The following is a 24,315-nucleotide window of genomic DNA, read 5'->3' as shown; positions in this document are numbered from 1 at the left end:
AAACAACCGGCAAGGCCCACGGCGAAGATGGGCTCCGGATCCTGATGGGAGGATAACCTGATGACTGCCTTCACTCGCCGCACACTCGTCAAGGGCGCCGCCGCCGCGGGCGTCCTCACCGGCTCCGGCCTCACCGACTGGGCCCGCGCCTGGGCCCAGGCCTCGCCCTTCAAGCCGGAGGCCGGCGCGACGCTGAACCTCCTGCGCTGGCGCCGCTTCGTCGAGGCGGAAGACGCCCAGTTCAACAAGATGGTCGCCGCCTTCACCCAGGCGACGGGCTGCCGGGTCAACGTGTCGAGCGAGAGCTTCGACGACGTGCAGCCGAAGGCCTCGGTCGCCGCCAATACCGGCACCGGGCCCGACCTCATCTGGTCGCTCTATTCGGTGCCGCACCTCTTCCCGCAGAAGTGCCTCGAGGTGACCGACGTCGCCGACTATCTCGGCAAGAAGTACGGCGGCTGGGTGCCGCTGGCCGAGGCCTACGGCAAGTCCGCCGGCAAGTGGATCTCGATCCCGGTGGCCGTCAACGGCGGCTACATCAACTACCGCGTCTCCATGGTGAAGGCCGCCGGCTTCAACGAGATCCCGCAGGACACCAAGGGTTTCCTCGAGCTCTGCAAGGCGCTGAAGGCCAAGGGCACGCCCTCCGGCTTCCCGCTGGGCCGCGCCACCGGCGACGGCAATGCCTTCGCCCACTGGCTGCTCTGGTCGCACGGCGCCGCCCAGGTGGACGAGCAGGAGAAGGTGACGATCAACTCGCCCGAGACGCGCGCCGCCCTGCGCTACGCCAAGGAGCTCTGGGACACGTTCATCCCCGGCACTGCGGCCTGGAACGACTCCAACAACAACCGCGCCTTCCTCTCGGGCGAAATCTCGCTGACGGCCAACGGCATCTCCATCTACGCCGCGGCCAAGGCCTCGCAGGACGCCAAGCAGCGCGAGATCGCGGCCGACATGGACCACGCCTTCTGGCCGATCGGCCCGATCGGCAAGCCGGCCGAGATCCAGCTCGCCTTCCCGATGTTCGGCATGACCTATTCGCGCTATCCGAACGCCTGCAAGGCCTTCATGGCCTTCATCCTGGAAGCCGAGAACTTCAACCCGTGGCTGGAGGCGGCGCAGGGCTACCTGACCCACCTCCTCAACGCCTACGACAACAATCCGGTCTGGACCGCCGATCCCAAGGCGAAGGTGTTCCGTGAGTCGGCGAAGCGTTCCTTCCCCGCCGGCTATCGCGGCCCGATCAACGAGAAGGCGGCAACCGCCATCGCCGACTTCATCGTGGTCGACCTCTTCGCCAACCACTGCACCGGCAAGGAAGACGTGGAGGGCGCGATCCGCGTCGCCGAGCGTCAGCTGCGCCGCATCTATCGCTGAGCGGCCGGGCGGCACCGCCGCCCGCAGATCATCACAGGACGGGGGCGGCTCGCCGCCCCCGATCCCGCAGCCGTCCGGAGACCATCATGACCGATGCCGCCCTCGCCCGCCCCTCGGCGCGCCCGCCCGTGCGGGAGCCCTCGGCGTGGGACCAGCTCAAGGTCAACCGCAACTGGCTGGGCTTCTGGTTCATGCTGCCGGCCATGGCCTTCCTGGTGCTCTTCCTGGTCTATCCGCTGGGCAAGGGCCTGTGGATGAGCTTTACCGACGCGCGCATCGGCCGCGAGGGGCGCTTCGTCGGCCTCGAGAACTTCGAATGGCTGAGCGACGACAGCGACTTCATCCGGGCGCTCGTCTTCACCATCGTCTTCACCTTCGTCGCCTCGGCGGTGAAATTCGCGATCGGGCTCTATCTCGCCCTGCTCCTGAACAACAACCTGCCCTTCAAGGCCTTCATCCGCTCGGTCGTCCTCATCCCCTTCATCGTGCCGACCGTGCTTTCGGCGGTCGCCTTCTGGTGGATCTTCGACACCCAGTTCTCCGTCATCACCTGGGGACTGGTGAAGATGGGCATCATCGACCGCGGCTCGCCGATCAACTGGATGGGCGACCCCTTCCTCGCCCAGTGCGTGGTCATCTTCGCCAATATCTGGCGCGGCATCCCCTTCATCGCCATCACGCTGCTAGCCGGCCTGCAGACCGTGTCGCCCTCGCTCTACGAGGCAGCGACGCTGGACGGCGCGACGAAGTGGCAGAACTTCCGCTATGTGACCTATCCGCTGCTCACCCCGATCATCGCGGTGGTGATGACCTTCTCGGTGCTCTTCACCTTCACCGACTTCCAGCTCATCTGGGCGATGACGCGCGGCGGCCCTGTCAACGCCACCCACCTGATGGCGACGCTGTCCTACCAGCGCGGCATTCTCGGCGGAAACCTCGGCGAGGGCGCCGCCATCGCCATCTCCATGGTGCCGTTCCTGCTCGCCGCCATCATGTTCTCCTGGTTCGGCCTGCAGCGCCGCAAGTGGCAGCAGGGTGAGAGCAATGACTGAGCGCCTCAGCCCTGCAGCACACACTTCTTCCGCCCGCCCGACCCCCGCCGACGGAGCCCTGTCATGACCGCCACCGCCGGAACCGATCCGAAGACCACCGCAGCCCTCGCCGCCATCGGCCGGTCGACCGCCAAGGACGACCATTCCGAGGGCATGAGCTATCTGGAGAGCCTGCCGCGCAAGACCGTGACGGTCTACATCCCGCTCTTCATCATCGTGGTGGTGCTGCTCTTCCCGTTCTACTGGATGTTCATCACGTCCATCAAACCGGACCAGGACCTCCTGGACCTGCACGGCGGCAACCCGCTGTGGGTGAGCGAGCCGACCTTCCGCCACTTCTACAAGCTCCTGTTCGAATCGAACTATCCGACCTGGCTGTGGAACACGATGTTCGTGGCGGTCTGCGCCACCTTCCTGTCCATCGTCGCCTCGGTGCTGGCCGCCTACGCCATCACCCGCATCCGCTATCGTGGCGCGCAGTCGGTCGGCGGCCTGATCTTCCTCGCCTATCTGGTGCCGCCGTCGATCCTGTTCATTCCGCTGTCGACCATCATCCACGTGTACGGCCTGTTCGACACGCCCTTCGCCCTGATCCTGACCTATCCGACCATCCTCATCCCGTTCTGCACCTGGCTGCTGATGGGCTATTTCAAGACCATTCCCTACGAGCTGGAGGAGTGTGCGCTGATCGACGGGGCGAGCCGCTGGCAGATCCTGGTCAAGATCATCATCCCGCTGGCGATCCCCGGCCTGATCTCGGCCTTCATCTTCGCCTTCACGCTCTGCTGGAACGAGTTCATCTACGCGCTGACCTTCATCTCCTCGAACCCCAACAAGACGGTGCCGACCGCCATCGTCTCGGAGTTCGTCGACGGCGACGTGTTCCGCTGGGGCTCGCTGATGGCTGGCGCGCTGGTCGGCTCGCTGCCGCTCGTCATCCTCTACGCCTTCTTCGTCGAGCACTACGTCTCGGCCATGACGGGCGCCGTGAAGGAATAGCGGCCCTTCAGAGAAAACCGTGGATGCCCGGCACGCCACCGGGCATGACGGTCAGGCGAATCGTTTCACCGCCCTGCCCGGAATTTGCCCATGACCACCATCTGCTTTGCCGGCCTCGGAGCCATGGGACGCCCCATGGCGGCGAACCTCGTGAAGGCCGGCCACACGGTCCGCGGCACCGACCTCAATCCGGCGGCCCTCGACTGGCTGAAGGAGCACGGCGGCGAGCCCTGCGCTTCGGCGAAAGAGGCCGCGACCGGCGCCGCGATGCTGGTGCTGATGGTGGTGAACGCCGACCAGGCGGAGGCCGTGCTGTTCGAAGCCGGGGCACTCGAGGCGCTGGCGCCTGACGCCACCGTCGTGCTCTGCGCCACCTGCGCGCCGGCGCGGGCCGCCGCCATCGGCGCCAAGGTGGAGGAGAGCCAGCGCCGCTTCATCGACGCGCCGGTCTCCGGCGGCGTCGTCGGGGCTGAAGCCGGCACGCTCACCATCATGGCCTCGGGCGCGGCCGCCGTGCTGGACGCGGCGGAGCCGGTGCTGAAGGTCATGGGCTCGCGCCTGTTCCGCGTCGGCGAGAAGGCCGGCGACGGCGCCATGGTGAAGACCATCAACCAGCTGCTCTGCGGGGTGCACATCGCCGCCGCCGCGGAGGCTCTCGCCCTCGGCGAGCGGGCGGGTCTCGATCCCAAGGTCCTCCTGGAGATCTACGGCTCCAGCGCTGCCGGCAGCTGGATGCTGAACAATCGCGGCCCGCGCATGCTGATGGAGGACCCGCCGGTGACCTCGGCGGTGGACATCTTCGTCAAGGATCTCGGCATCGTGCTGGACGCCGGCCACCAGACCAGGGCGCCGCTGTTCCTCGCGGCGGCCGCCCACCAGCTCTTCCTCGCCGCCTCGGGCATGGGCCTCGGCAAGGCTGACGACGCGCTGGTGATCGAGGCCTATCGGGCGCTCGGCCCGAAGAGCTGAGGCGGCTCAGGCCTCCTCGGCCTCGTCGTCGTCGTCGGGCTGCTCCTCGGCATGGGGTCGCAGGGTCTTCTCCATCCGGCGCAGCAGCTTGCGCAGGCGCTTGACGTCCTTGCCGTCCATGTCGGCCAGCATCTCGTCCTCGGCGGCGAACCAGAGGTCGTCGATGGCCTCCGACTTCTCCACCCCCGCGGCGGTGAGGCCGACCTGGACGAGGCGGCCGTCGGCGGAGCCGCCGCCGCGGCGCTCGACGAGCCCCTGCGCCGCGAGACGGCCGATGGTCTTCGAGGCGGTGGGCGGGCGCACGCGCAGGGCCGCTGCGAGCTCGCCCATGGTCATGTCGCCGCCCTCGGCGAGGATCTTCAGCACCTGTTCCTGGCCCGGATAGAGACCGAGGATGGTGAGCTTGCGCGCCACCAGCGTGCGGTGCAGGCGCGCGGCGTGCTGGATGTGGGCGCCGATCGTCTTGCGGTAGGGTTCGCGCGAGCCCTTGTCGGAGTCCTTCGGCCTGGTCATGCCATTCCCCCCTCGGCGGGACATGGGCGCCCCGACGGCCGCGCATCGGCAGCCGGCGCATGTTTCGCCGTCAATGGTGACGGGAGCGTGACATACCCGAGCCGGCTCACCAACCGGCGAACTCGGCCTCCACCTGCGTCAGGAAGGCGCTCCGCGTGGCGGGGGTCGCGCGGTTCATGTCGTAATGGGCGCGGTAGGTGACGGAGGCCCTGAAGCCGGTGATGGCGCGCAGCGAGCGGGTGCAGAACTTGCGCGGCGGGTTGCCCATCAGCGTCGCCCGCATCCAGGTGGCGCCGTAGGTCGTCACCACGCCGATGCGGCGGATGTTGGAGAGCATGCCCTGGGTGCGCCCGTCGACGAGACCGAAGGAGACGCCGGGCAGGAAGACGCGGTCGCAATAGCCCTTGAGAAGCGCGGGAAAGCCGAAGTTCCAGACGGGGAAGACGAGCACCAGCGCCTCGGCGGCGCGCAGGCGCCGGACGTGGCCCGCGACGGGATCGGTGTTGCGGGCGAGGTCGTGATAGCCGAGGCGTTCCTGCCGGCTCAGCACCGGGTCGAAGCCTTCAGCGTAGAGGTCGCAGTCATCCACGACATGGCCGCGCGCCGTCAGGCTGCGGACCACGGCGCCGTGCAGCGCCGCGCCGTAGCTCTCCGGATTGGGATGGCAGTAGAGGACGAGGACGCGCATCAGGTGGACCGCCGCACCCTCACGCCTTGCCGGCCTCGGCCGAGAGCCCCTTGAACAGGAAGGTCCCGCCGGCCGCGTAGTCGTAGCTCGGGTCCTCCCAGGCGATCATCTTGCCGGGATTGAGCAGGCCCTGGGGATCCGCCTCCTTCTTGAAGGCGAGCTGGACGGCATCCGTCTGCTTCATGCCGCCCTCCTCCAGCGTGTAGCGGTGCGGATTGAAAATCGGCGCTCCCATGTCCTCGTGGATCTTCATGATCTCCTCGAGGCGCTCCTCGGTGGTGAAGCGCACCATGGGCAGGCCGAAACAGGTCACCTTGCCGTCGAAGCGGACGAATTCGAGATGGCTGATGAGCTCGTCGCCGAAGCGCTCCTCCAGCTTGGCCGACAGCTTCACCTGGTCGGGGAAGGGGTAGAGCACCTGGAGATAGGTGATGGCCGGGTCGACGCGCAGCGCCCGGAGCGTGGTGTGGTTCCAGGTCAGCTCGAAGCCGGGGGGCAGCTTGCGGCGCTCCTCGTCGGCGAGCTTGTCGGAGCGTAGCAGCAGCTCCGCGCCCTCCTTGGCGGCGAGGTTCAGCGCCGCATCGACGGCGAAATCGGCGACGACCGCGACGACCACGTGCTGGCCCGGCCGCATGTAGTCCTGGTGGCGCAGGAAATAGGTCTGCGGCGCCGGCGCCGCGATGACTGCGACGTTCTTCTTGGCGATGCCGTCCGCCTCGCCGAGGAGGTTGGCGAAGGCCGCCGCGCGCTCGAAGGTGTCGAAGCCGAGGAAGAGGTCGGTCCAGGGATAGGCGGGCCCGAGCGGCATCTCCACCTCGGTGATGATGCCGTTGGTGCCATAGGCGTGGGCAACCTTGGCGAGATCGTCGCCGGTGAGCTCGAGGACGCGCGGCTTCGCCTCCATGGTGACGACCTTCAGCCGGATCACGTTGCCGGCGTCGCGAAGACCGCCCCAGGTGATGGAGCCGACGCCGCCCGAGCCGCCGGCGATGAAGCCGCCCACCGAGGCCGTGGCATAGGTGGAGGGGTGCATGCGGATTTCCTGCGCCTGCGGCCGCGCCACCTTGTCGATGTCGGCGATGACGGCGCCGGCCTCGGCGACGAAGCGGCCGGGCTGGACGGTGAGCACCTTGTTCATACCGGAGAGGTCGAGGACGATTCCCCCGGAGAGCGGCATGGCCTGGCCGTAATTGCCGGTACCGGTGCCGCGCGGCGTGACGGGAATGCCGAGCTCGTGGGCGGAGGCCAGCACCCGCACCACCTCCTGCTCGCTGACCGGCGCGACGATGATGTCGCCGACGACGTGGTCGAGCTGCCGCTTCAGCGTCGGCGAGTACCAGTAGAAGTCGCGGCTCTTCTGGCGGACGAGATTGGCATTGTCCTCGGTCTTGATGCCGGCGAGCTTCGCCTTCAGGCCGTCGATGTCGTAGCGCGGCCGGGTCTCGCCCGTGGACGTGCCGGTTTGCATCTCGCCTGTCGTCATGGGGTCAGCTCCAAAGCGTGTCGAGGTCGCGGTAGTCGGGCAGTGTGGTGTCGATGGCGCGCCCGGCGCGGATGACCGTGCGGTCGGACTGGGGGCGCGACAGGAGTTCGGTCCAGCAGCGGCCGCGGAAGACCACGAGGTCCGCCGCCGTGCCCGGCGCGATGCGGCCGCGGCCGGCGAAGCCGCAGGCCTCCGCGGGCGTCGCGGTGGCGGCGCGCGGCCAGTCGCCGACCGGATGGTCGAAATGCAGGATGCGCGTCGCCTCGCGATAGGTCTCCAGCATGTCGAGGTCGCCATAGGCGTAGAAGGGGTCGCGGGTATTGTCGCTCGCCACCATCACCGGGATGCCGCGCGCCTTCATCTCGTGCAGCAGGGTGACGCCGCGGCGGCGCGGCGTCAGGCCCGCGCGGCGGTCCTGCAGGTACATGTTGCACATGGGCAGCGACACCACTGCGAGACCGGCCTCGGCGACGCGGTCGAGGGTCATCTGGACCTCGGCCTCCGGCTGCGCCGAGAGCGAGCAGCAATGGCCGACGACGATGCGGCCGAGCCCGGCCGAAGACCAGCCGTGGCGGATGGCAGCCTCGGCGATGAGGCGCAGCGAGTGGGCGCCGGGGTCGAGGGTCTCGTCGACGTGGAAGTCGAGCGGCAGGCCGGCCTCGCGGGCGGTGCGGAAGATTGCCTCCAGCCCGCCGGGGAGGTTCGGCGACATGTAGGTGACGCAGCCGAGGCCGCCGCCGAAGCGCTTGGCGACATCGGCGATGCGCGGCAGGTAGCCCTCCTCCACGGCGACGTCGATGCCGCACAGCGAGGAGGCCTGCAGGTCGATGCGGCCGCGCCACGCCTCGCGCAGCGCCGCGAAGACCGGCCAGGATATCTCGATCTGGGCGGGAAGCGAATCGATGTGGGTGCGGATGGCCGCGGTGCCGTAGGCGAAGGCGGACTTCAGGGCGAAGCTCATCCGCGCCTCGACGTCGGCGGCGGACCAGTGCGCCGCCCGGTCTGCAGCCACCGCCGCGAGGGCTCCCGGAAAGGTGCCGTCGGGATTGGGCGTGCGCGGCCAGATATGGCCCTTGTCGAGATGGGTATGGGCATCGACGAAACAGGGAAAGACCATCGCCCCGTCGAGGAGGACCGGCACGACGCCCGGTGCCGTGGGCACGGTTCCGGCGGCGTCCACACCGGCGACGACGCCGTCGAGGACGAGAATATCGGCGCGCACGAGATCATCGCGAGTCGACCAGGCGCCGGGGCCATCGACGAGGCTTGCAGGAACCGTCGCGTCCATCAGCCGGTAGCGCGTCGCCGCGGTCAGCGCGAGAAAACCCGATCCCATCCCTTGAGCTCCGCCCCAGCCGTGCCTGCGCCACCCGACGGGGATAGCGGGCCGCCTTCCGGCCGTCAAAGTCCGGATGCGCGACGGTCAGCAGAGGCCTCGCGAAAAAAGTCGGAACAGGCCATTGCAATCCCCGGCGTCCTTTGGCATAGAACCGCCCTCCCCCGGCGCCCAGGCGCTGGCGGGTACCCGGATGCGGGAGTAGCTCAGGGGTAGAGCACAACCTTGCCAAGGTTGGGGTCGAGGGTTCGAATCCCTTCTCCCGCTCCATTTTTCTTCAAGGCGGTCGTCCGTTCGTGGCGGGGAGTTTCGCATGACCTTCGGTTCGGTGAAATCGATCATGCGTGCCAACGATGCCGACTTTCTGAAAGTGGACGGCGCATCCGAAACCGCCCGGTTCTTCGTGCCGACGCAGGACCGCCGCATCGAGGTCTCCACCCGCGGCGTCACCGTCACCCGCCGCGTGGCCAAGCCCCGCTCGCGCATCCGCCGCTTCGTGCGCGTGAGCTGAGGCGCCCGTCGCAGCGCTGCTTCGCGCTCTCGCGTCTGTCGGCCCAAGCCACTCCCCCCGCTACCTCCGCTGCATGTGACGTCTCGCCTCGCGGGCCTCTTGACGGCCGTCCCCCCGGCTTGTCATTTTGCAGTGCGATGGCCGGATTTCGCCGCTCCCATCCGTCCGGACCATTCCGCACGCCGGGGGACCTGCATGCCGTTCTGTATCCCGACCATGAGCGCCCGCGCGTTGCGGCAGAGCGGTTCCGCGGGGTTCGCCCTGCTGCTTCTTGCATCGGCCACCGCGTCGGCCCAATCCATCGACATGAGGCGGGAGTATTACGAGGGGCGCTGGACGTGGCACGGCGTCTACCGGGCCACGAATAATCCCAACAACGTCAGCCGGATCCAGTTCAACACGCCGACGCGGGCCACCTACTGCTATCAACAGAGCTGCTGGAACGTGAACGTTCGCAGGGACTCGGGCGCGGGCCTCAGCTTCTCCACGGACCGAAAGAACTATTTCGAATTCAATCCGGGCGGCGATCCCGTGCGCCTCCCCGCCCGGTTCTGGGTCAATTTCCAGCCGCCAGCCCGTTCGCCGGATGCCACCATCGTCTTCGGCCGACGCAACTGACAGGCGGCTCCCGCACGCCGCGATGCGAGGCACGACGCCTCGCGAGATTGCGCCCTTCTCGTCGCTTCTGGTCCGTCGATTCGGGAACGGCCGCGGCGGGCGCCCTGCCCGCCGCGGCGCGCGATCAGTAGCGCGCGACCACAGCCGAAGGGCCGGTGGCGAAGAGATAGTTGAGGCCGATCTTCACGGTGTGGACGTCCGTGCGGATGCGCACGTCGGACGTCCGCGACAGGGCGGTCGCGCCCGGGGCCTGCGTGCCGGCACCGAAATTCACGTAGAGATACTCGGCCTTCACCGTCCAGTTCTGGGCCACCGCATATTCGAGGCCGGCGCCGATCGCAAAGCCGACGCGGGTCTGGTTGAAGGTGCCGAACAGGGCGCCCGTCGCGGTGTCGAACGTGCGGTTCTTCAGGCTGCCGACGGCGAGGCCGCCGGTCGCATAAATGAGGGCGCGATCGACCGCGAAGCCGGCACGCGCGCGGAAGGTCGCGAGGAAGTCGGTGCGCGATTCGCAGGTGAAGCCCGCGCCGGGGCAGGCACGGCTCGACCGGAAGCCGGCGGCCGACACGTCAGCCTCGAGACCGAGGACCGCCTGGTTGATCTGCCAGTTGTAGCCGATCTGTCCGCCACCGAAGATGCCGGCCGGACGCGGGGAGACGGTGGCGCCGCCGGGCAGATAGGTCCAGTTCGCCGTTCCCGTGCCGTAGCCGACATGGGCGCCGAGATAGAATCCGGTCCAGTTGAACACCGGCGCCGCAATGGCGGCCGGCACCGCGACACGGGCCGCGCCGAGATCGGCGGCCTGAGCCGCGCCTGTGGAAACAGCGATGGCCGCAACGGCGGCGAAAACGATCCTGCGCATCAGCAACTCCTTCGGCGCCGCGCGCCGCTGTCATTGGAAAAAGACAATAATACCGGGCGACCCCGCAGCCTGTATCCGCGCTGCAACAGCCGGCCCGCGAAGCGTGGAGGAGCGCTGCCCCGCGCCGGGGCGCGCAAGCCTTCGAGGGTCCCGGCTCATGCGATCTGCCCGGCGCTGGTCAGGTAGTGGGCGAGCGGATTGATGCCGGCGGCGGCGAGTTCCGGATGGGCGGCGAGATAAGCGCTGGTGTCGAAGTTCGGGCCGGGATCGCGGCCGTCCCGCCAGCCGTAGAGCTCGTAATGGATCAGCGGGTTGATCTTGCCCCATGAGCCGCTGGGATCGATGAGCGGGTAGCTCGCGGTGGAGAAGAAGGCGTTGGGGTCGCGGCCCTCGCGCCAGCCGACGCTGCCGTAGTGAGCTTCCGGATCGATCTTCGCGGCCCAGACGTCGGGATTGCGGGCGTAGTAGAACAGATCGTCGACCAGCGGCGAGCCGTCGTCGCGGACGATGGCGCCATCGGAGAAGGTCAGCCGACCGAGGCCGCTCACGTCGTGAACCGTGCCGTCCGGGGCAGTGAGCAGCGCCATGTTGCCGCGGAACTCGACCTGAGCCGCGGTGAAGGCGAAGTCGAAGGTGTCGCTGACCGAGGGATCACGCCAGGTGATGTCGATGGCGACGCTGGCCGTGTCGGTCGCGCCGGCCTTGTCGGCCACGGTGTAGGTGATGCTGTCGACGGTGCTCTGGCCGGGGGTGAGGTTGCCGGCCCGGGTGGCCTCGAAGGTCAGCGAGCCGTCGGCGGCGATGAGGAGGCGCCCATGGGCCGTCTCCACCACCGCCGTGCCGGAGGTCGGAACAGCGATCGACTGGCCGCCGGTGAGCTGGATCGTCACCACGGTGAGCACGTCGCCGGCATCGGCATCGCTGTCGTTGGCGAGCACGTTGAGCCTGACCGTCCCATGGAGATCGGCAGAGACGGTATCGTCGCCGGCGATCGGCGCGACATTGGACGGCAGGAAGCCGCCGTCGAAGGACCCCACCTGCGAGCGCGCCGCCACGGCCTGGTTGAGGAGAGCGGCTCCGGTGAAGGCGGCCGCGGCGGCGTCCAGCGCCAGCGGATCGGTGCCGGCGGCCTCGATCGCGTCGGCCGCCGTCTTCTGCGCCACGATGCTGGCCGCGGTCACCGCCGACAGAAGCTCGTCAGGAGTCGCCGCCGCGGACATGATCTGGTCGAGCAGCGCATTGCTCGCCACCACCATCGCCGAGACGCTGGCGGCGACCTGTCCGGTCAGGCCGGCGGCGGAGACGATGGCCGCGACCGTGGCGGGATCGGCGAGGTCGATCACCTGCCCGCTGCCGGCCGCCGCCACCCGCGCCGCGATGGCGGCGAAGGCGTCGGTCGCCCCGGAGGCCGCCTCGATCATGGCGACCGTGTTGAGGATGCCCGCCGCGATGGCGAAGGCCTCGGCCGCTCCCGCCGTTCCCGCCTTGGTCGCAGCGATGGTGTCGAGATCGTTGATGTCGAGATCGGGCGACAGGCCGAGCGCGAAGGTCAGCTTCTGCTGCGCCTCGGCCGGGTCGCCGCTGCCGGTGGACGCGACCTTCTGGACCAGCGTCGTCAGCGGCGTGATCACCGTCGATCCGGCGGGCGCGGTGAGCTTGCCGACGAAGGGCAGGTTGGTGGAGATGTCGGTGCCGCCGACCAGCACCAGCGGAGCGGCACCCGCCGCGATCGTGTAGACGCCGCGGGCGTCCGTGGTGGTGCTGGTCTCGCCGGGGTCGAGCTGGCCGTTGAAGTTGGCGTCCGAGAAGACCGTGGCGCCGGCGATATAGCCGTCGAGGCCGAGGCCCGACAGGATGTCGTCGCCGATGTCGGTGACCCAGTCGCCCACCTTGTGCGCCATGTCGCGCAGCACGTTGCCGAACTGGTCGAGACCAGTGCCGACCAGCAGCGCACCGTCGGCGATCCGGTAGCCGAGAATGCGGTAGGAGTCGTTGATGTCGGAGAGGGCGCCGTTGATCGTCTGGGCATACTCAAAGATCTTCTCGCCGATCGCGGCGAGGTAGACGTTCTTGATGATCGTATCGAGGAAGGCGCTGCCCAGCGCCCTAACGTCGTCGCCGAGCTTGCCGGTGTCGCCGGTGAACAGGTGGACCATGAAATCGGCGAACCGCTCGCCGACGACGCCATAGAGGCGGAGATCCACGCCGGTCTGGAGCTTGTAATAGTCCATGGCGATGTCGAGCGTCGCGCTGGCGATCGCCTCGGGGTCGCCGCTGCGCACGGCCTCGCCGAAGGCGACAAAATGCACCGTGCTTTCGATGACGGTCTCGGCCGCCAGCGAGCCGAGCTTCGACATGGTGTTGCCGAGGAGGCTCGCGGTGGCGGAGGCCATGGTGAGCTGGCCGCGCAGGTAGAGCGTCGGCCCTTCGCCGAGGGCGTCCTGCACCGCGCCCATCGCCAGAAAATAGAGGCCGATCTTGGCGCCCATCTGGGTCCCGGTGAGCATGAGCCCGACGGGCGTGCCGGCGAAGGCCGCGTTGATGATCGCGCTCGTCCCCGCCTGCGCGGCGATCTGACCGCCGAACCGGGCATAGGCGTCGAAGTCGGTCGGGTTGGTGCCGACGTGGAGATAGGCGGCCCCGAGCGGGGTCAGGTTGAACATCGCCTCGAGGCCGACCGCGACCTTCTCCACAGCGGCGAAGAACTTCTGGTCCGCCTCGCTCATCGTCATGGTCGGGCTGACGGTCGAGCGGATGATGCCGCGAACGGCGTCATAGACCTCCACCTTCTCGAGCTCGGTGATCGCGCCCGCCCCCGAGGTCAGGTGCATCAGGACGCCGTAGCCGGCCAGCAGGTCGTCCTGGTAGTCGACGTCCGAGAGCTGGAAGAGGAGGTCGCGGACCAGGCCGGGATCGGAGGGATTGGCCTTCAGGTAGAGCTTCGCCCGCAGGTGCAGCCACGACAGGGCGATGTCGTGCATGATCTCCGGATCGGCGCCGGCCGAGCCGATGCTGGAGGCGGTCACCAGGCGGTCCAGCGCCCCGAATACCTGGTCGAGCGAGAGATTGCCGGCGGCGTATTCCCGGATGAGGAGGTCTTCGGCACTGCCATGGACGAGGCGGCGGCTGAGCACGGCCAGCGCGTCGTTGTAGTCGGACGTGAACCCACCCTGGCGTTCGGCGAGCAGTTCGACCAGCACGGCCAGCGACTGGTCGTAGGCGTAGGAAATGCGGCCGACGCCGGGGAAGCTCGGCGAATAGTTGTCGCCGAGCAGCAGCGTGTTCAGGGTCTCCTGGATGTTGACGGGCTCGATCGCCGAACGGCGCACGTCGTAGTTGACGAGCACGTCGTTGGCGAACTGGTAGAAGGTGAAATTCGTCTGCTCGGGCAGCAAGGCGCGCGTCGATTCCCAGGCGAGGAGATCGCGGGCTTCCGCGAAGGTGATCGCGTCGGGATCGCGCGCGTCAAAGACGCCGTTGACACGGCCGTCGGTCAGACCTTCCGCGACGCGGCCGGCAAGTTCCGCCGACAGGTCACCGAGCACGATGCGGTCGATCAGAATCGCATTCAGCTGACCGGCGAGGCCGGGCTGGTTGTACTGGGTCAGGAGCGACTTGAGGGCGATCAGGGCGGCATGGGCCGAGCCACCGTTGTCGTCCGTGTACTGGTCGATGTCGGCGATGGCCTGGGCGAGCGTCATCTGCCCGGCGAGGACCTTCACGAAATCGACGGCCGCCCGCGGCAGGGCCTCCGCGAAGAACGGGTCGTCGGCTGGGCCGAAGCGTTCCGCCTTGGCGGCGAAATAGGCGCCGGCCACAGCCGCCGCGGCCTCGGTGCCCACGAGGCCGATATCCATGGCGAGGCGGTCGATCTGCTCGGCGTCGAGCGTGCCCGCGGCGAGGGCGCGGCCGAAGACCTCCGCCGGATCCGTGCCGGCCTGGATGAGGCCGACGATGGCCTGCCGCGCCGCTGCGAAATCCGCTCCGGTGAAGCCGTCGCCGAAGGAGAGACCGAGCAGAATGTCGAGCGCCTTCACGGGGGCGAGCGTGCCGGCGTCGACGGCCGCGGTGACGGCGGCGGCGGCCTGAGGGCCTATTCCCGCCGCCTGGAGCAGCACGCCGAAGCCGGTGGGACGGGCGCCGGTGCTCCCCGTGGCCTCATCGATGAGGATCGGCAGCGCGGCGGCGAGGTCGAGATGCCCACCGGCTGCCAGGGCTTTCAGCGCCTCGCCGATGGCGAGCGCCGTCGTCTGGCCCGGATCGGTCGCGAGCGCATCGAAGGCGGACGCGAGAACACGGGTCGCGCCCACCCCGGAGAGGCTGCCCTCGTTCACCGCCGCGGTGATGGTGTCGAGGACGCCGGCGCGGTCGCGCGGCAGCAGCGTCGCGATCTGCGTGCCCGCCTCCTGCTGCATGGCGGTGCCGCCGAGGCCGGCGAGGTCGACGATGAGGGCCGTCGCGTCGACCACCGTAATGGCCGGGGCGGTGCCGGCGACGTCGCCGATGGCACCGAGCAGCTGGGCTTCGGACAGTCGCCCCTGCGTCGCGAAGGCGTAGAGCCGGGCCGCGACGGTGTCCGACAGCGACTCCGTGTCCGCGGCAACGTGGGCGAGCCACTGGACCACACGGACGATCGCAACGTGCTGCGTCGTCGCATCCACCGCGTCGAAGGCCGCGGCAACGGTGAGGTCGCCCTCGGCGATGATCTGCACGAAGGCGTCCCGCGACGCCGTCAGCGGCACGGGGCCGCCGCCGGCGAGGGAGCCCATGGCGGTGAGGATGACCACCATCGCGGCGTGATCGATCAGCCCGTCGGCGACGGCCTGCTGCAACCGCGCGATCTCGACGGCGGCGGCGGCAAGGCCCGGCGCATCGGCCGTGAAGGCGGAGAGCCGCCGGCCTGCGGCGAGGCCCGCCTGCGCCTGGACGGCAACGCCGCCGGTGCTCGCGGCGGCCAATTCCAGGACCGGGTGGTTGTCGAAGGCGGCCGATATGTCGAGCCCCTGGTTCGCGTACCAGCCGCCGAGCAGGCGGCCCATGGCCGTCTGGTGGGCTGCGTCGTCATCGAGACCCGCTCGGGAGAGAAGGTGGCCGAGCCGTGGCGTGACGCCGTTGTCGGCGATGTCGGCGCGCACGAGCGCATCGAGCGCCTGATAGGTGAGGTCGCCCGAGAGCAGGAGCGTCCGGATCTCGTCGGATCCTGACCCGTCAAGGAAGTCGCCGTAGAGAAGGCGCTCGGCGGCGATGATCGCCTGCACCACGCGGGTCGCGGCGATGTCGCCGTCCTCATGCAGCCCATGGAGTGTCGCGACGGCGGTAGCGAGGCTGGTCGCGCCGCTGGAGACGAAACTCGCGACCAGGCCGCCGAGGGCGTTGCCCATGGCGGTCGCGAGCACGCCGCCCGGCACGGCGCCCGTGGCGTGGATCGCCATCGCGAGGGCGATCTGAACGGGCACGCCCTCGCCGCCCACGACCTGGAACAGATGCCGGAGTTGCTCCGGCGAAAGCCCGCCGACGAAGAGCGTCGAGATGGCCGATCCCGCGTCGGCGGCGGAGACGAGGCCGTCGCGCGCCATCAGCGCCGCCTGGCTGAGCGTGGCCAGGGGATCGACGGCGGCCTGCATGAGCCACTGGAGCGCCTCGCCCCCGGTCGCGAAACCGTCTCGCACCAAGCCTGCCACGAGCGCCGCGACGGTCTGGTCGGCGTCGTCGAGGGTCGGGCTGAACCCGGTGGCGAACCGGAACAGCGCCTTCAGCGCTGCTTCACCCGTCAGCGCGCCCCCGCCGATCATCGCCTCGATCTCGGCAACCATCGCACCGCGGAGACCGGCATCGAGCTTGGCGAAGCCGGCGTGGAGCCAGACGGCCCGCTCCGCCGTCAGGGTGCCGGCATCCACCGCGGCGCGGATGTCGGCCAGGGCCGTGCCCAGGGTCGCCAGCCCGTCGCCGACCATCGCCAGCAAGGCCCCCGCGATGGGGGTCGCGGCCCCCATGGGCGCCACCTCCGCCGCCGCGACGAGGACGTCGAGGATCTCGGCGGCCGTGGGTCCTCCGGCGATCGCGGCGACCTGCCGAACGATGGCCAGAACATCCGCAGCGGACAGGGTGCCGCCCATCAGCTGGCCGAGCGCGTGGCCGACTTCCTGCTGCAGGCCGGGAACGCCATAAGCTGCCAGGGCGGTCAGCAGGGCGACTTCACCCGGCACGTGGGGGAAGCTGAAGGTCTGGGTTGCCGACGCATGAACCGCGTCGACGGCATCGGCGGCGGTGATCGCGCCGGCCTCCACCAGCGCACCGAGGGCATGGCCCGCGAGCCTCGGCAGATCGAGCGATGGCGGCGTGGGAATTCGCTGGTCGCGGAAGACGGCGAGGCCGGCCATGATCCGTGCGGCCTCGATGGCCGTCACCGTTCCGCCCGCCACGGCGTCCTGAAGGAGGACGAGGCCGGTCTCGCCGGCCAGGAGGCCCTGCAGCACGACGGCGCCGATCAGCCAGCCCGCCTCCGCCGTCACGGTAGCGCCGCGACCGTGGGCCGCCTCGATCGCCGCCGTCACGGCATCGGCCGCCGAGATGTGGCCGTCCTGAACGATGGCGACCAGCGTATCGGCCACCGACGTCCGCAGGAAAGTGGCGGGATCGCCCGCGAAGGCCGAGTTGACGCCCAGCAGCCGGACGAGCGCGGTGACACCTTCGTCAGGTGCCATGGCGCCCGTCGCGACCGACCCGGCGATGTCGGAGGTCAGGTCGGCGGCCGAGATCCGGCCGGCCTGCATGAGAAAGCCGATGGCGACGACCGCCGGGACACTGTTGCCGCCGCTGCCGGCGGCCATGCCCATCAACACCATCGCGAAGGCCGACACCGGAATGGGCGGGTCGAGGGCCAGCGAGAGAATGTCGAACGACGGCCAGCCGGCGAGCGCCGCGCCCACGTCCAGCCGCTCCTGCACCGTGCCGTTCGCGGCCATGCCAAGGGCGATGAGCGCCTTGTTGTCCGGCGACACCGAGGCATTGGCCTCGATGAGGCCGAGCAGGTGAGCGATGGTCGCCTGCTGCTGGCGTGCGAGATCAAGCAGGCCCTCGCCGACGGCGATGCCGATGCGCGGGTAGAGGTTCGAATCGGACAGGCCGCCGGGCGTCGCCGGATTGAGGGACGTCAGCCCGGCCAGCACGGCGACCGCCTGCTCGATGGTCGGCCCCTGGCTGCGCGAAGCTATGATGGACGCGACGAGTTCGTCGGCCGTCAGGCCGAGCGCGGCGCCGACATGGCCGATCTGGCGGGCTTCGAGGTTGCGGTAGCTGCCGGCTTCGGCCGCGGTCTCCACGAGCACCCCGAACATCGCCGCCGAGGTCAATGCGAAAGAGGTGACGAGGGCCACGATCTCGGTGGCGGCGGCAGCCTGCAAGGCGTTGTTCCCGACATGGGAAAAGACCGACAGCGCCTGCACGCCGAGTTCAGGCCTCAGCCCACCGCCCGCGTAGCCGACGCGAATGGCATCGCCCAGCGCCCGGACCAGCCCGGCGGCTTCCAGCCAGTCGTTCTGGACCGGGTAGCTCAGGAGGATGCGCTCGGCGATGGCCAGCGCATCCGCCGGATGCTGTGGCGAGGCCGGATCGATCATCGCGGCGGCGGCGACGATCGCCCGGGCCTTGACGATCCCGGTCGCGGTGAGGGCGTCGCCGATGGCGGAGCGGGTGGTGGCGCCGGCTGCGAGCATGGCGCCGAGCGCCGCGCCGATGCCGACCTGCATCGCGACGCCTTCGGTGAGGAAGCTCGTCAGCAGCGGCAGCCCGACCGACGGCGCGATGGCCTCGGGCGAGATCATGGTGCCGAGGATCTGCGCGAACTGGACCGGCGACAGGCTCCACGTCGTGTAGTCGAGCATCGCCGCACGGATGGCGTCGGCGAGGCTCTGCGAACCGACGCCGTGCGCCAGGACCGCGGCCATGACCGGCACGCCGCCGGATCCGGGGACCCCCTGGAACAGCCCGAAGAAGTCGGCCTCGGCGAGGCTGCCGTCCGACAGCATCTCGGCCAGCGCAAAACCCGCGGCGGCGACCGTCGCCGGCCCATGGGGATTGCCGGCGTTGAACGCCGCACCGTTCATCGCCAGCGCGAACAGCGTCTCGGTGATGATCGCGTCGGTGAGGGAGGGAACACCGGCCGCTGCGGCGAGGAAGGACTGGACCGCGTCGCCCGCTGTCACCGCGCCCTGGCGGATCAGGTAGGACAGGTGGTTGGCGAAGGCGGCGGGTTCGATATCGCCGCCGGTGAACTCCACCAGCATCGCGACCGCCGTCGCCCCGGGAATGGCGGTGGACACGGCGGCGGCCAGCACGGCCGGCACCAGATCCTGCTCGCTGACGAAGCCCTGCGAGACCAGATCGGCGATGGTCGCCCGCGCCGCCGTCCCGACCTGCGGCGAGCCGGTCGCGATAAGGCCGAGGAACAGTTGCAGCGTCTGGCTGGCGGAGATGTCGCCGGCCGCCAGGAAGTCCGCGATGGCGTCCATCGCCGCGTCGATGCGCGGGCCGTCGGAGCCGATCAGGGCCACGATATGGGCCTGCGCACCGCCGGGTATGCCCGCCGCGACGGAGGCGGGGCTATGGTTCAGCGTCATGCCGACGAGGATCGACACGGCTTCGCCGACGGACAGCGACGGCGGGATGCCGAACTGGGTATCGCCGTCGACCGCCAGATCGAGGCTGCCCGTCGCATCGGCCAGGGTCATCGCGCCACCGGCGATGATGTCGGCGAGGCCCGAGCCGAGCGAGATCTCGCCAGAACCGGGCAACTGCTGCGCCATCGCCGCGACGACGGCCATCACCGAGGATGCCGTCAATCCGGTCGGGCCGATAAAGCCGGCGAGCAGGGCGATCGCCCCGCCGGACGTGACGACGCCCTCGTCCACCAGCGCGCTCAGGAACGTGGCGAGCTGGCCCATGTTTCCGGAGAACCGCGCCGTTTCCACCGCTGCCGTGACGACCTGCAGGGCCGTCACCGCGCCGGCGTCGGCCGCGGCGGCGAAGCGTTCGGCGAGGGTCGCCAGGGCGATGAGATTGTTGCTGGCGATGGCGTGGAGCAGCGGGCCGCTGGCGGTTGCGCCGCCGCCGGCGACGAAGCCGATGAGCAGGTCGACGGCCTCGTCGGCGGCCAGGGTCCCCGCGAGCAGGGGCGCGTAGATCACCTGCCGGGCCTCGCCCGCCGCCAGCGTTCCGTCGGCGACGAGGTCGGCCAGGGCGTGGCCGACGCTCTTGCGCAGGTCGCCGTCGCCCGCACCGGCGATGCCGACCAGGAGCTCCGCCGCCACCAGGACCGTGAGCCCCTGGCCGACGTCGGCCAGCACCGTCTCGACGAGATGGGCGTCGCCCATCGAGAGCGTCGTGGCCAGGGACGCGATCTGCTCCGCCGCCGCCAGCCGGGCGGCAGGCACCAGGGCGGCCGCCCCCTGGACGATGACGCCGACGACCTCGGCGGCCGTGAGCTGTCCAGCGGCCACCATGCCGGCGAACTTGGCGTTGGCCGCGGAGACCAGCGACTGCGTCAGCGCGATCTCGCCGGGTGCCGTCAGGCCCTGCGTCGCGACGTCGACGAAGCGCGCCAGCACGATCGCCTCGAGCAGGTCGAGAATCGCGGCGGGCGTCGCGGCACCCGCCGCGAGGGCCGCATCGACGCCGCTCGTCAGCGTGGCGACGGCGATGGTCCCGGCGGCGAGGCCGTTCTTCAGCGTCACCGCGGCGGCGGACGGGAACCCGGTAGCTCCATGCGCCGCGAGGCCGATCAGGATGTCGACCCCGAGCGCGGCGGTGGCCTCGCCCGCGGCAACGGTCTGGAGGATCTGCGACGTGACGCTGGCGGGCGCGACGGCGACGTCCGGCACCAGGGCCGCGAGGCCGGCGAGCGCCGCCTCCGTCTGCCCCGCCCCGAACACGGCGACCATGATCTTGATCACCTTCGGCACGAGGATGCCGTTCGGATCGGGCACCGCGAGGTCACCGATCGCGGCCAGCACCGCGGCCTTGTCCTGCGCGCCGAGGCCGGTCATCTGCGCGGCGGCGGCCGCGCCGAAATCGCGCGGGGCCAGGGGATCGGTGAGGGTCAGGCCCACCGCTGCCGTCAGGATCGCACGGTCGGCGGCCGACAGGTTGCCCGCCGCGTTGATCTGGGTGATCAGCGTCTGGTGACCGAGGGTCGGGCCGAACTGGGCGATCGCCTCCGCGGCGGCGCGCAGGTGCCCGTCCGCATCGGTCACGCCGTTGGCGATCGCCGTCACGGCGAGCGCGGGATCGAAGGCGCCGGCTCCGTGGGTGGCCTGGAAGATGTAGCCGTAGATCTCCGCCCGGGCGCTCTCGACCTCCGTCAGCGCGACGAGAACCGCCAGCGCCTGGGCGGGCGAGAGCGTCGGGGACGGATTGGACGCCGCGATCTCCGCCGCGACGAGCAGCCTGGCGTCGGTGGCGGTCAGTCGGCCGGCCGAGAGCAGCGAAACGAGCCCGGCATAGGCGTCGCCACGGATGCCGCCGTCGACGGCGATGACGTTGATGAAGAGACGCCCGAACGCCTCGGCGCCCATGCCCGGCACAGCGGCGGCAAGGTCGTCCAGCCCCGCGTAGCCGAGCGCGCGGATGGCGGCCGAAGCGTCGGACGTCAGCGTCAGCAGCGCGTCGAGCGCGGCCGAGGCGAGGGCCGGTCCACCGGTCGAGAGCGCGGCGATGGCCGCGACCGCCGCGGCTCCCGCCGCGGGATCGCCACCGGCGGCGATGCGCCCATAGGCAGCGATGGCGGTGCCGGCCGGGAAGTCGCCGGCGGTGACGGCCGCCTGCACGTCGGCGATGGTCATGTGACCGTTGGCGACGAGGAACGCCACGGAGGTCGCCACCGGGGTGACCGCCCCGGGCGCATCGATGCCGAGAAGCACCAGCGCCCCGGCAGGCGACAGCATGTCGGCTTCCACCTGAACCTGGACCGGTACGATGAAGGTGCCGGGGGTGATGGCCGGGCCGGTCTGGCCGTCCTTCAGCGCGGCGATCGTGGCGAGAGCCGCCGTCTCGGCCCCGCCGCCGAGGGCGTAGAGCCTGGTGAGCAAGTCGGCCGCCTGGCCGCCCGTCAGGTCGCCCGCGCCGATGCGGGGCGCGAGTTCGTCCAGCACGTGCTGAGCGCCGGTCGGGTCGCTGATCAGCAGGAGGGCGATAGCGTTGGCGGCCGCCTGCACCTGCGCCGCCGTGCCGAGACCGGCCGTCTGCGCGAGGGTCTGCGGGTCGGTGAGCAGGATGGTGAGCTGCTCGTTGACCGCGTCGGACAGCGCCTGACCGGCGCCGGGCAACATGGCCTGGAGCGTGTCGACGGCGGTCTGCCGCGTCAGCGCGCCCCCGAGGATCAGGTCGGCGATCTCGCTCTGCACCGCGGTGTCGACGGCCGTCCCGCCGGCGGCGGCGAGGTGCGCGAGCAGTTGCAGAGCCTGGGTGGCCGTGGCGGCGCCACCGACCGCGTCGCTGATCGCCGTCGCTGCCGCGGCGGCGGTCATCAACCCGGCGGACACGAGGGCCGCCACCTGCTCGCCGGCGACCGACTGAAGCGCCGCGGATCCGGCCGCCGCGACGTCGACGAGCGTGGCGACCACCACAGCGGCGGTGACGTCGCCCGCCGTCACGAGATCGACCACCGCCTCGGTCGCGGCGCTGCGGACGGCCGTCGAACCGATGGCCGCGACGGTCCCTCCGGCCTTCACGGCCCGCACCTCGTCCAGCGCGCCCGACGCCACGGCGGCCGTGATCGCGGCAAAGCCGGCGACCGGTCCGGCACCGCCGTCGAGCTGGGTCGCCAGCGCCTGGTACACGTCCGCGAGAGCGGTGACGAACTGGGCCGTGGCCGTCGCGGCCAGAACCAGCGCGGCGACGGGCGAGGTGAGAAGGCCTGCGGTGACGGCCCCGGCGATGCCGGCGACGGCGTCCGCCACACCGAGGCGGCCGCTGACCATGGCGAAGCCGATCTCTCCACCGGCCAGCACCTGTGCGACGTCCGTTCCTGCGCCGGCAAAGCCGATCAGCAGGTCGAGGGCGACATCGCCGTCGATGGTCCCCGCGCTGAGATGGCTGCGGAGCGCTCCCATGGACGTGCCGAGGGGGATGGCACCCTCCAGATCGGCCAGTGCGGCGCCCATCAGGGCGGCGCCGCCCGACTCGAGCGTGGCGAGCTGGATCGCCGTCAGGACGAGGAGGGTCGCCCCGTTGCCGCCCGCACCCGAGACGAAGGCGGTGCCCGCGCCGGCGGCGACGTCCGCCGCCGTCAGGCCCTTGTCATGGATGTAGCCGGCGAGCGCCGAGGCCATGCCGGCCATGAGGCTCTGGTTCGGCGTGAAGCCGCCCAGCGAAAAGGCGCCGTTGGAACCGATGGCGACGAGAATGCGGATGCCGTCCTGCGCCGCAACGCCGAGCGGATCGAGGGCGGCAGCGAGGGCGGCGGCGGCATCGGCGCCCGAAATGACGCCGTTCTGCACCATGCCGCGCACGCCGTCGCCGGCATTGTGCAGGGCGTTCTGGGCGAGGATGACCGGACTGCCGCCGCGCGCCCCCATGGCGGCGAAGAAGGTCATGGCCTCCACGGCCGTCAGGTCGCCGCCGCTGACCGCGTTGTTCAGCACGGTCACCGCCATCGAGGGCGAGACGAACTGGTTCGGGCGGAAGAAGTCGCTGTAGAGGACGTCCACCAGTGTGGCGAAGGAGCGGGCGGCCGGGACGAGCAGATCCGCGTCGGCATCGGCGATCGCGACGAGAAGCTGCGTCCCGTCAAGGCCCGAGCCGGTCACCGCCATCAGCGCGGTGAAGCCGGCATCGACGCCGATCAGGCCCTGGTCGATCAGCGCCGCGAACTCGCCCGCCAGGGTCGCCCGGGTCGTCGCTTCATCCGGCTGCCCCTGATAGGACGGACGCAGGTAGACCAAGAGGCCGATGACCGTGGCGGCGGGAATCCCGCCGTCGACCGCCTCCGCATGCAGCACCGCGGCAACGTCGGCGTAGGCCATGTCGGCGCCGGCGTCACCCGCCAGAACGCTGATCTTGTTGGCGGCGGCCCAGGTGAAATCGGGGCGGAACTTCGCCGCCACTGCGAGAGCCGTGATGGCCAGGTTCACGTTGGCGGGGGCGGCCGCGATGAGGGCCTCAATCGCGGTGCTGGCCGGAGTCCACGTGGCGGAATCGTTGCCGATCGCCATGGCGGAAAACATGGTCAGGGCCTGCCGGAGGCCGATATCGCCGTTGACCAGCGCCGTATCGACCAGCGCGATCGCCGCGGAGGCCGGGAAGGGCGAGGTCTGGCCGCCACCGCCGCCCTCACTGCCTCCTTCGCTGCCGCCCTCGCTGCCGCCACTGTAGTTGCCCGCCAGTCCCGCCAGGCGGGCAAGGCCGAAGCCGGCCTCGACCGCGGCGCCGTCGCCGCCGGTCTTCGCCATGGCCATCAGGATGGCGGCGGCCTCGGCATAGGTCGCCTGCCCCCCGTCGACGGCCCAGACGATCCCGTTGGTCGTGGCGGAGGTCAGCGGATCGCCTGGCGCGATGAACTGCACCAGCGCCGCGCCGACGCTGTCGAGCGGCTCGGTATTGCCCTGCAGCGCCGACAGGCGCGCGGCGAAGGCGGTGAGCGCCTGTCCCGGCGCGAGGGCGAGATCGATCGCCACCTGGCGGATGAGGGCGATGCCGTTCGCCGTGGTGACGCCCGCCCCGGCCTGCGCGTAGACGGCCTCGGCGATGGCAACGCCCGCCGAACCGTCCTGCAAAGCGTCTTCCGTCAGGTCGAGACCGGACGTCGGAAAACCGGCGAGGGCATCGTAGTTTGACGAACTGGGCATGTAACAAGACCTGTCGGGGGCAGACTTCCGCAGCTGACATTTGCACGACTTTTACCATCTGTCGTC

The 24,315-nt window shown here is 70.2% G+C and carries 12 protein-coding genes and 1 tRNA gene; 7 read left to right on the top strand and 6 right to left on the bottom strand.

The window, feature by feature from the left end:
* Positions 1 to 60 precede the first annotated feature (60 nt).
* The 4 genes from ACT6XY_RS11110 (at position 61) to ACT6XY_RS11095 (ending at position 4,397) form a co-directional block, all read left to right on the top strand.
* Positions 61 to 1,377: an ABC transporter substrate-binding protein gene (locus tag ACT6XY_RS11110; RefSeq protein WP_444748403.1), complete on the top strand. Its 1,317-nt coding sequence runs from the start codon at positions 61 to 63 to the stop codon at positions 1,375 to 1,377.
* Positions 1,378 to 1,463: 86 nt separating this feature from the next.
* Positions 1,464 to 2,429, top strand: coding sequence for a carbohydrate ABC transporter permease (locus ACT6XY_RS11105; protein WP_444748402.1), 966 nt, complete (start codon positions 1,464 to 1,466; stop codon positions 2,427 to 2,429).
* A 63-nt stretch (positions 2,430 to 2,492) separates the two neighbouring features.
* Entirely contained in the window at positions 2,493 to 3,428 is a 936-nt protein-coding gene (locus ACT6XY_RS11100; protein WP_444748401.1) for a carbohydrate ABC transporter permease, read from the top strand.
* Between the two features lie 90 nt (positions 3,429 to 3,518).
* Entirely contained in the window at positions 3,519 to 4,397 is an 879-nt protein-coding gene (locus tag ACT6XY_RS11095; RefSeq protein WP_444748400.1) for an NAD(P)-dependent oxidoreductase, read from the top strand.
* Between the two features lie 6 nt (positions 4,398 to 4,403).
* On the opposite strand, the gene ACT6XY_RS11090 is transcribed toward ACT6XY_RS11095, so the two are convergent.
* The 4 genes from ACT6XY_RS11090 to ACT6XY_RS11075 all read right to left on the bottom strand — a co-directional run bounded on the left by ACT6XY_RS11090 (position 4,404) and on the right by ACT6XY_RS11075 (position 8,417).
* A complete protein-coding gene (locus ACT6XY_RS11090) occupies positions 4,404 to 4,910 on the bottom strand; it encodes a MarR family winged helix-turn-helix transcriptional regulator (protein WP_444748399.1) in 507 nt (168 codons plus the stop codon).
* 106 nt (positions 4,911 to 5,016) lie between these two features.
* On the bottom strand, positions 5,017 to 5,598 hold the full coding sequence (locus ACT6XY_RS11085; RefSeq protein WP_444748398.1) for an NAD(P)H-dependent oxidoreductase: 582 nt from the start codon (positions 5,596 to 5,598) through the stop codon (positions 5,017 to 5,019).
* Positions 5,599 to 5,617: 19 nt separating this feature from the next.
* Positions 5,618 to 7,081: an FAD-binding oxidoreductase gene (locus tag ACT6XY_RS11080; RefSeq protein ID WP_444748397.1), complete on the bottom strand. Its 1,464-nt coding sequence runs from the start codon at positions 7,079 to 7,081 to the stop codon at positions 5,618 to 5,620.
* 4 nt (positions 7,082 to 7,085) lie between these two features.
* Complete coding sequence (locus tag ACT6XY_RS11075) at positions 7,086 to 8,417, bottom strand: cytosine deaminase (protein ID WP_444748396.1); 1,332 nt, start codon at positions 8,415 to 8,417, stop codon at positions 7,086 to 7,088.
* 195 nt (positions 8,418 to 8,612) lie between these two features.
* Between ACT6XY_RS11075 and ACT6XY_RS11070 the strand changes: the two genes are divergently transcribed.
* From ACT6XY_RS11070 to ACT6XY_RS11060, 3 genes are all read left to right on the top strand, one after another.
* Positions 8,613 to 8,687 (top strand) — tRNA-Gly (locus ACT6XY_RS11070).
* Between the two features lie 43 nt (positions 8,688 to 8,730).
* On the top strand, positions 8,731 to 8,928 hold the full coding sequence (locus ACT6XY_RS11065; protein WP_305577195.1) for a hypothetical protein: 198 nt from the start codon (positions 8,731 to 8,733) through the stop codon (positions 8,926 to 8,928).
* A gap of 195 nt (positions 8,929 to 9,123) precedes the next feature.
* The gene (locus tag ACT6XY_RS11060) at positions 9,124 to 9,546 is read left to right on the top strand and encodes a hypothetical protein (RefSeq protein WP_444748395.1); all 423 of its coding nucleotides are present in this window, start codon (positions 9,124 to 9,126) and stop codon (positions 9,544 to 9,546) included.
* Positions 9,547 to 9,670: 124 nt separating this feature from the next.
* Here ACT6XY_RS11060 and ACT6XY_RS11055 read toward each other — a convergent pair whose 3' ends face one another.
* Positions 9,671 to 10,408 carry an outer membrane protein gene (locus ACT6XY_RS11055; RefSeq protein WP_444748394.1) on the bottom strand — a complete coding sequence of 246 codons (738 nt, stop codon included), beginning with the start codon at positions 10,406 to 10,408 and terminating at the stop codon, positions 9,671 to 9,673.
* Positions 10,409 to 10,563: 155 nt separating this feature from the next.
* Positions 10,564 to 24,249, bottom strand: a complete 13,686-nt coding sequence (locus ACT6XY_RS11050) for an Ig-like domain-containing protein (RefSeq protein ID WP_444748393.1) — start codon at positions 24,247 to 24,249, stop codon at positions 10,564 to 10,566.
* Positions 24,250 to 24,315 lie beyond the last annotated feature (66 nt).

It is taken from the genome of Phreatobacter sp. (assembly GCF_052440005.1).
In the GTDB taxonomy this organism is placed as follows: Bacteria; Pseudomonadota; Alphaproteobacteria; order Rhizobiales; family Phreatobacteraceae; genus Phreatobacter.
This window is presented reverse-complemented; position numbering and strand designations above follow the sequence as displayed.

Bases quoted from the DNA above. Each gene is read 5' to 3' on its own strand.
- ACT6XY_RS11110 (WP_444748403.1), top strand. From the start codon at position 61: ATGACTGCCTTCACTCGCCGCACACTCGTCAAGGGCGCCGCCGCCGCG.
- ACT6XY_RS11105 (WP_444748402.1), top strand. From the start codon at position 1,464: ATGACCGATGCCGCCCTCGCCCGCCCCTCGGCGCGCCCGCCCGTGCGG.
- ACT6XY_RS11100 (WP_444748401.1), top strand. From the start codon at position 2,493: ATGACCGCCACCGCCGGAACCGATCCGAAGACCACCGCAGCCCTCGCC.
- ACT6XY_RS11095 (WP_444748400.1), top strand. From the start codon at position 3,519: ATGACCACCATCTGCTTTGCCGGCCTCGGAGCCATGGGACGCCCCATG.
- ACT6XY_RS11090 (WP_444748399.1), bottom strand. From the start codon at position 4,910: ATGACCAGGCCGAAGGACTCCGACAAGGGCTCGCGCGAACCCTACCGC.
- ACT6XY_RS11085 (WP_444748398.1), bottom strand. From the start codon at position 5,598: ATGCGCGTCCTCGTCCTCTACTGCCATCCCAATCCGGAGAGCTACGGC.
- ACT6XY_RS11080 (WP_444748397.1), bottom strand. From the start codon at position 7,081: ATGACGACAGGCGAGATGCAAACCGGCACGTCCACGGGCGAGACCCGG.
- ACT6XY_RS11075 (WP_444748396.1), bottom strand. From the start codon at position 8,417: ATGGGATCGGGTTTTCTCGCGCTGACCGCGGCGACGCGCTACCGGCTG.
- ACT6XY_RS11065 (WP_305577195.1), top strand. From the start codon at position 8,731: ATGACCTTCGGTTCGGTGAAATCGATCATGCGTGCCAACGATGCCGAC.
- ACT6XY_RS11060 (WP_444748395.1), top strand. From the start codon at position 9,124: ATGCCGTTCTGTATCCCGACCATGAGCGCCCGCGCGTTGCGGCAGAGC.
- ACT6XY_RS11055 (WP_444748394.1), bottom strand. From the start codon at position 10,408: ATGCGCAGGATCGTTTTCGCCGCCGTTGCGGCCATCGCTGTTTCCACA.
- ACT6XY_RS11050 (WP_444748393.1), bottom strand. From the start codon at position 24,249: ATGCCCAGTTCGTCAAACTACGATGCCCTCGCCGGTTTTCCGACGTCC.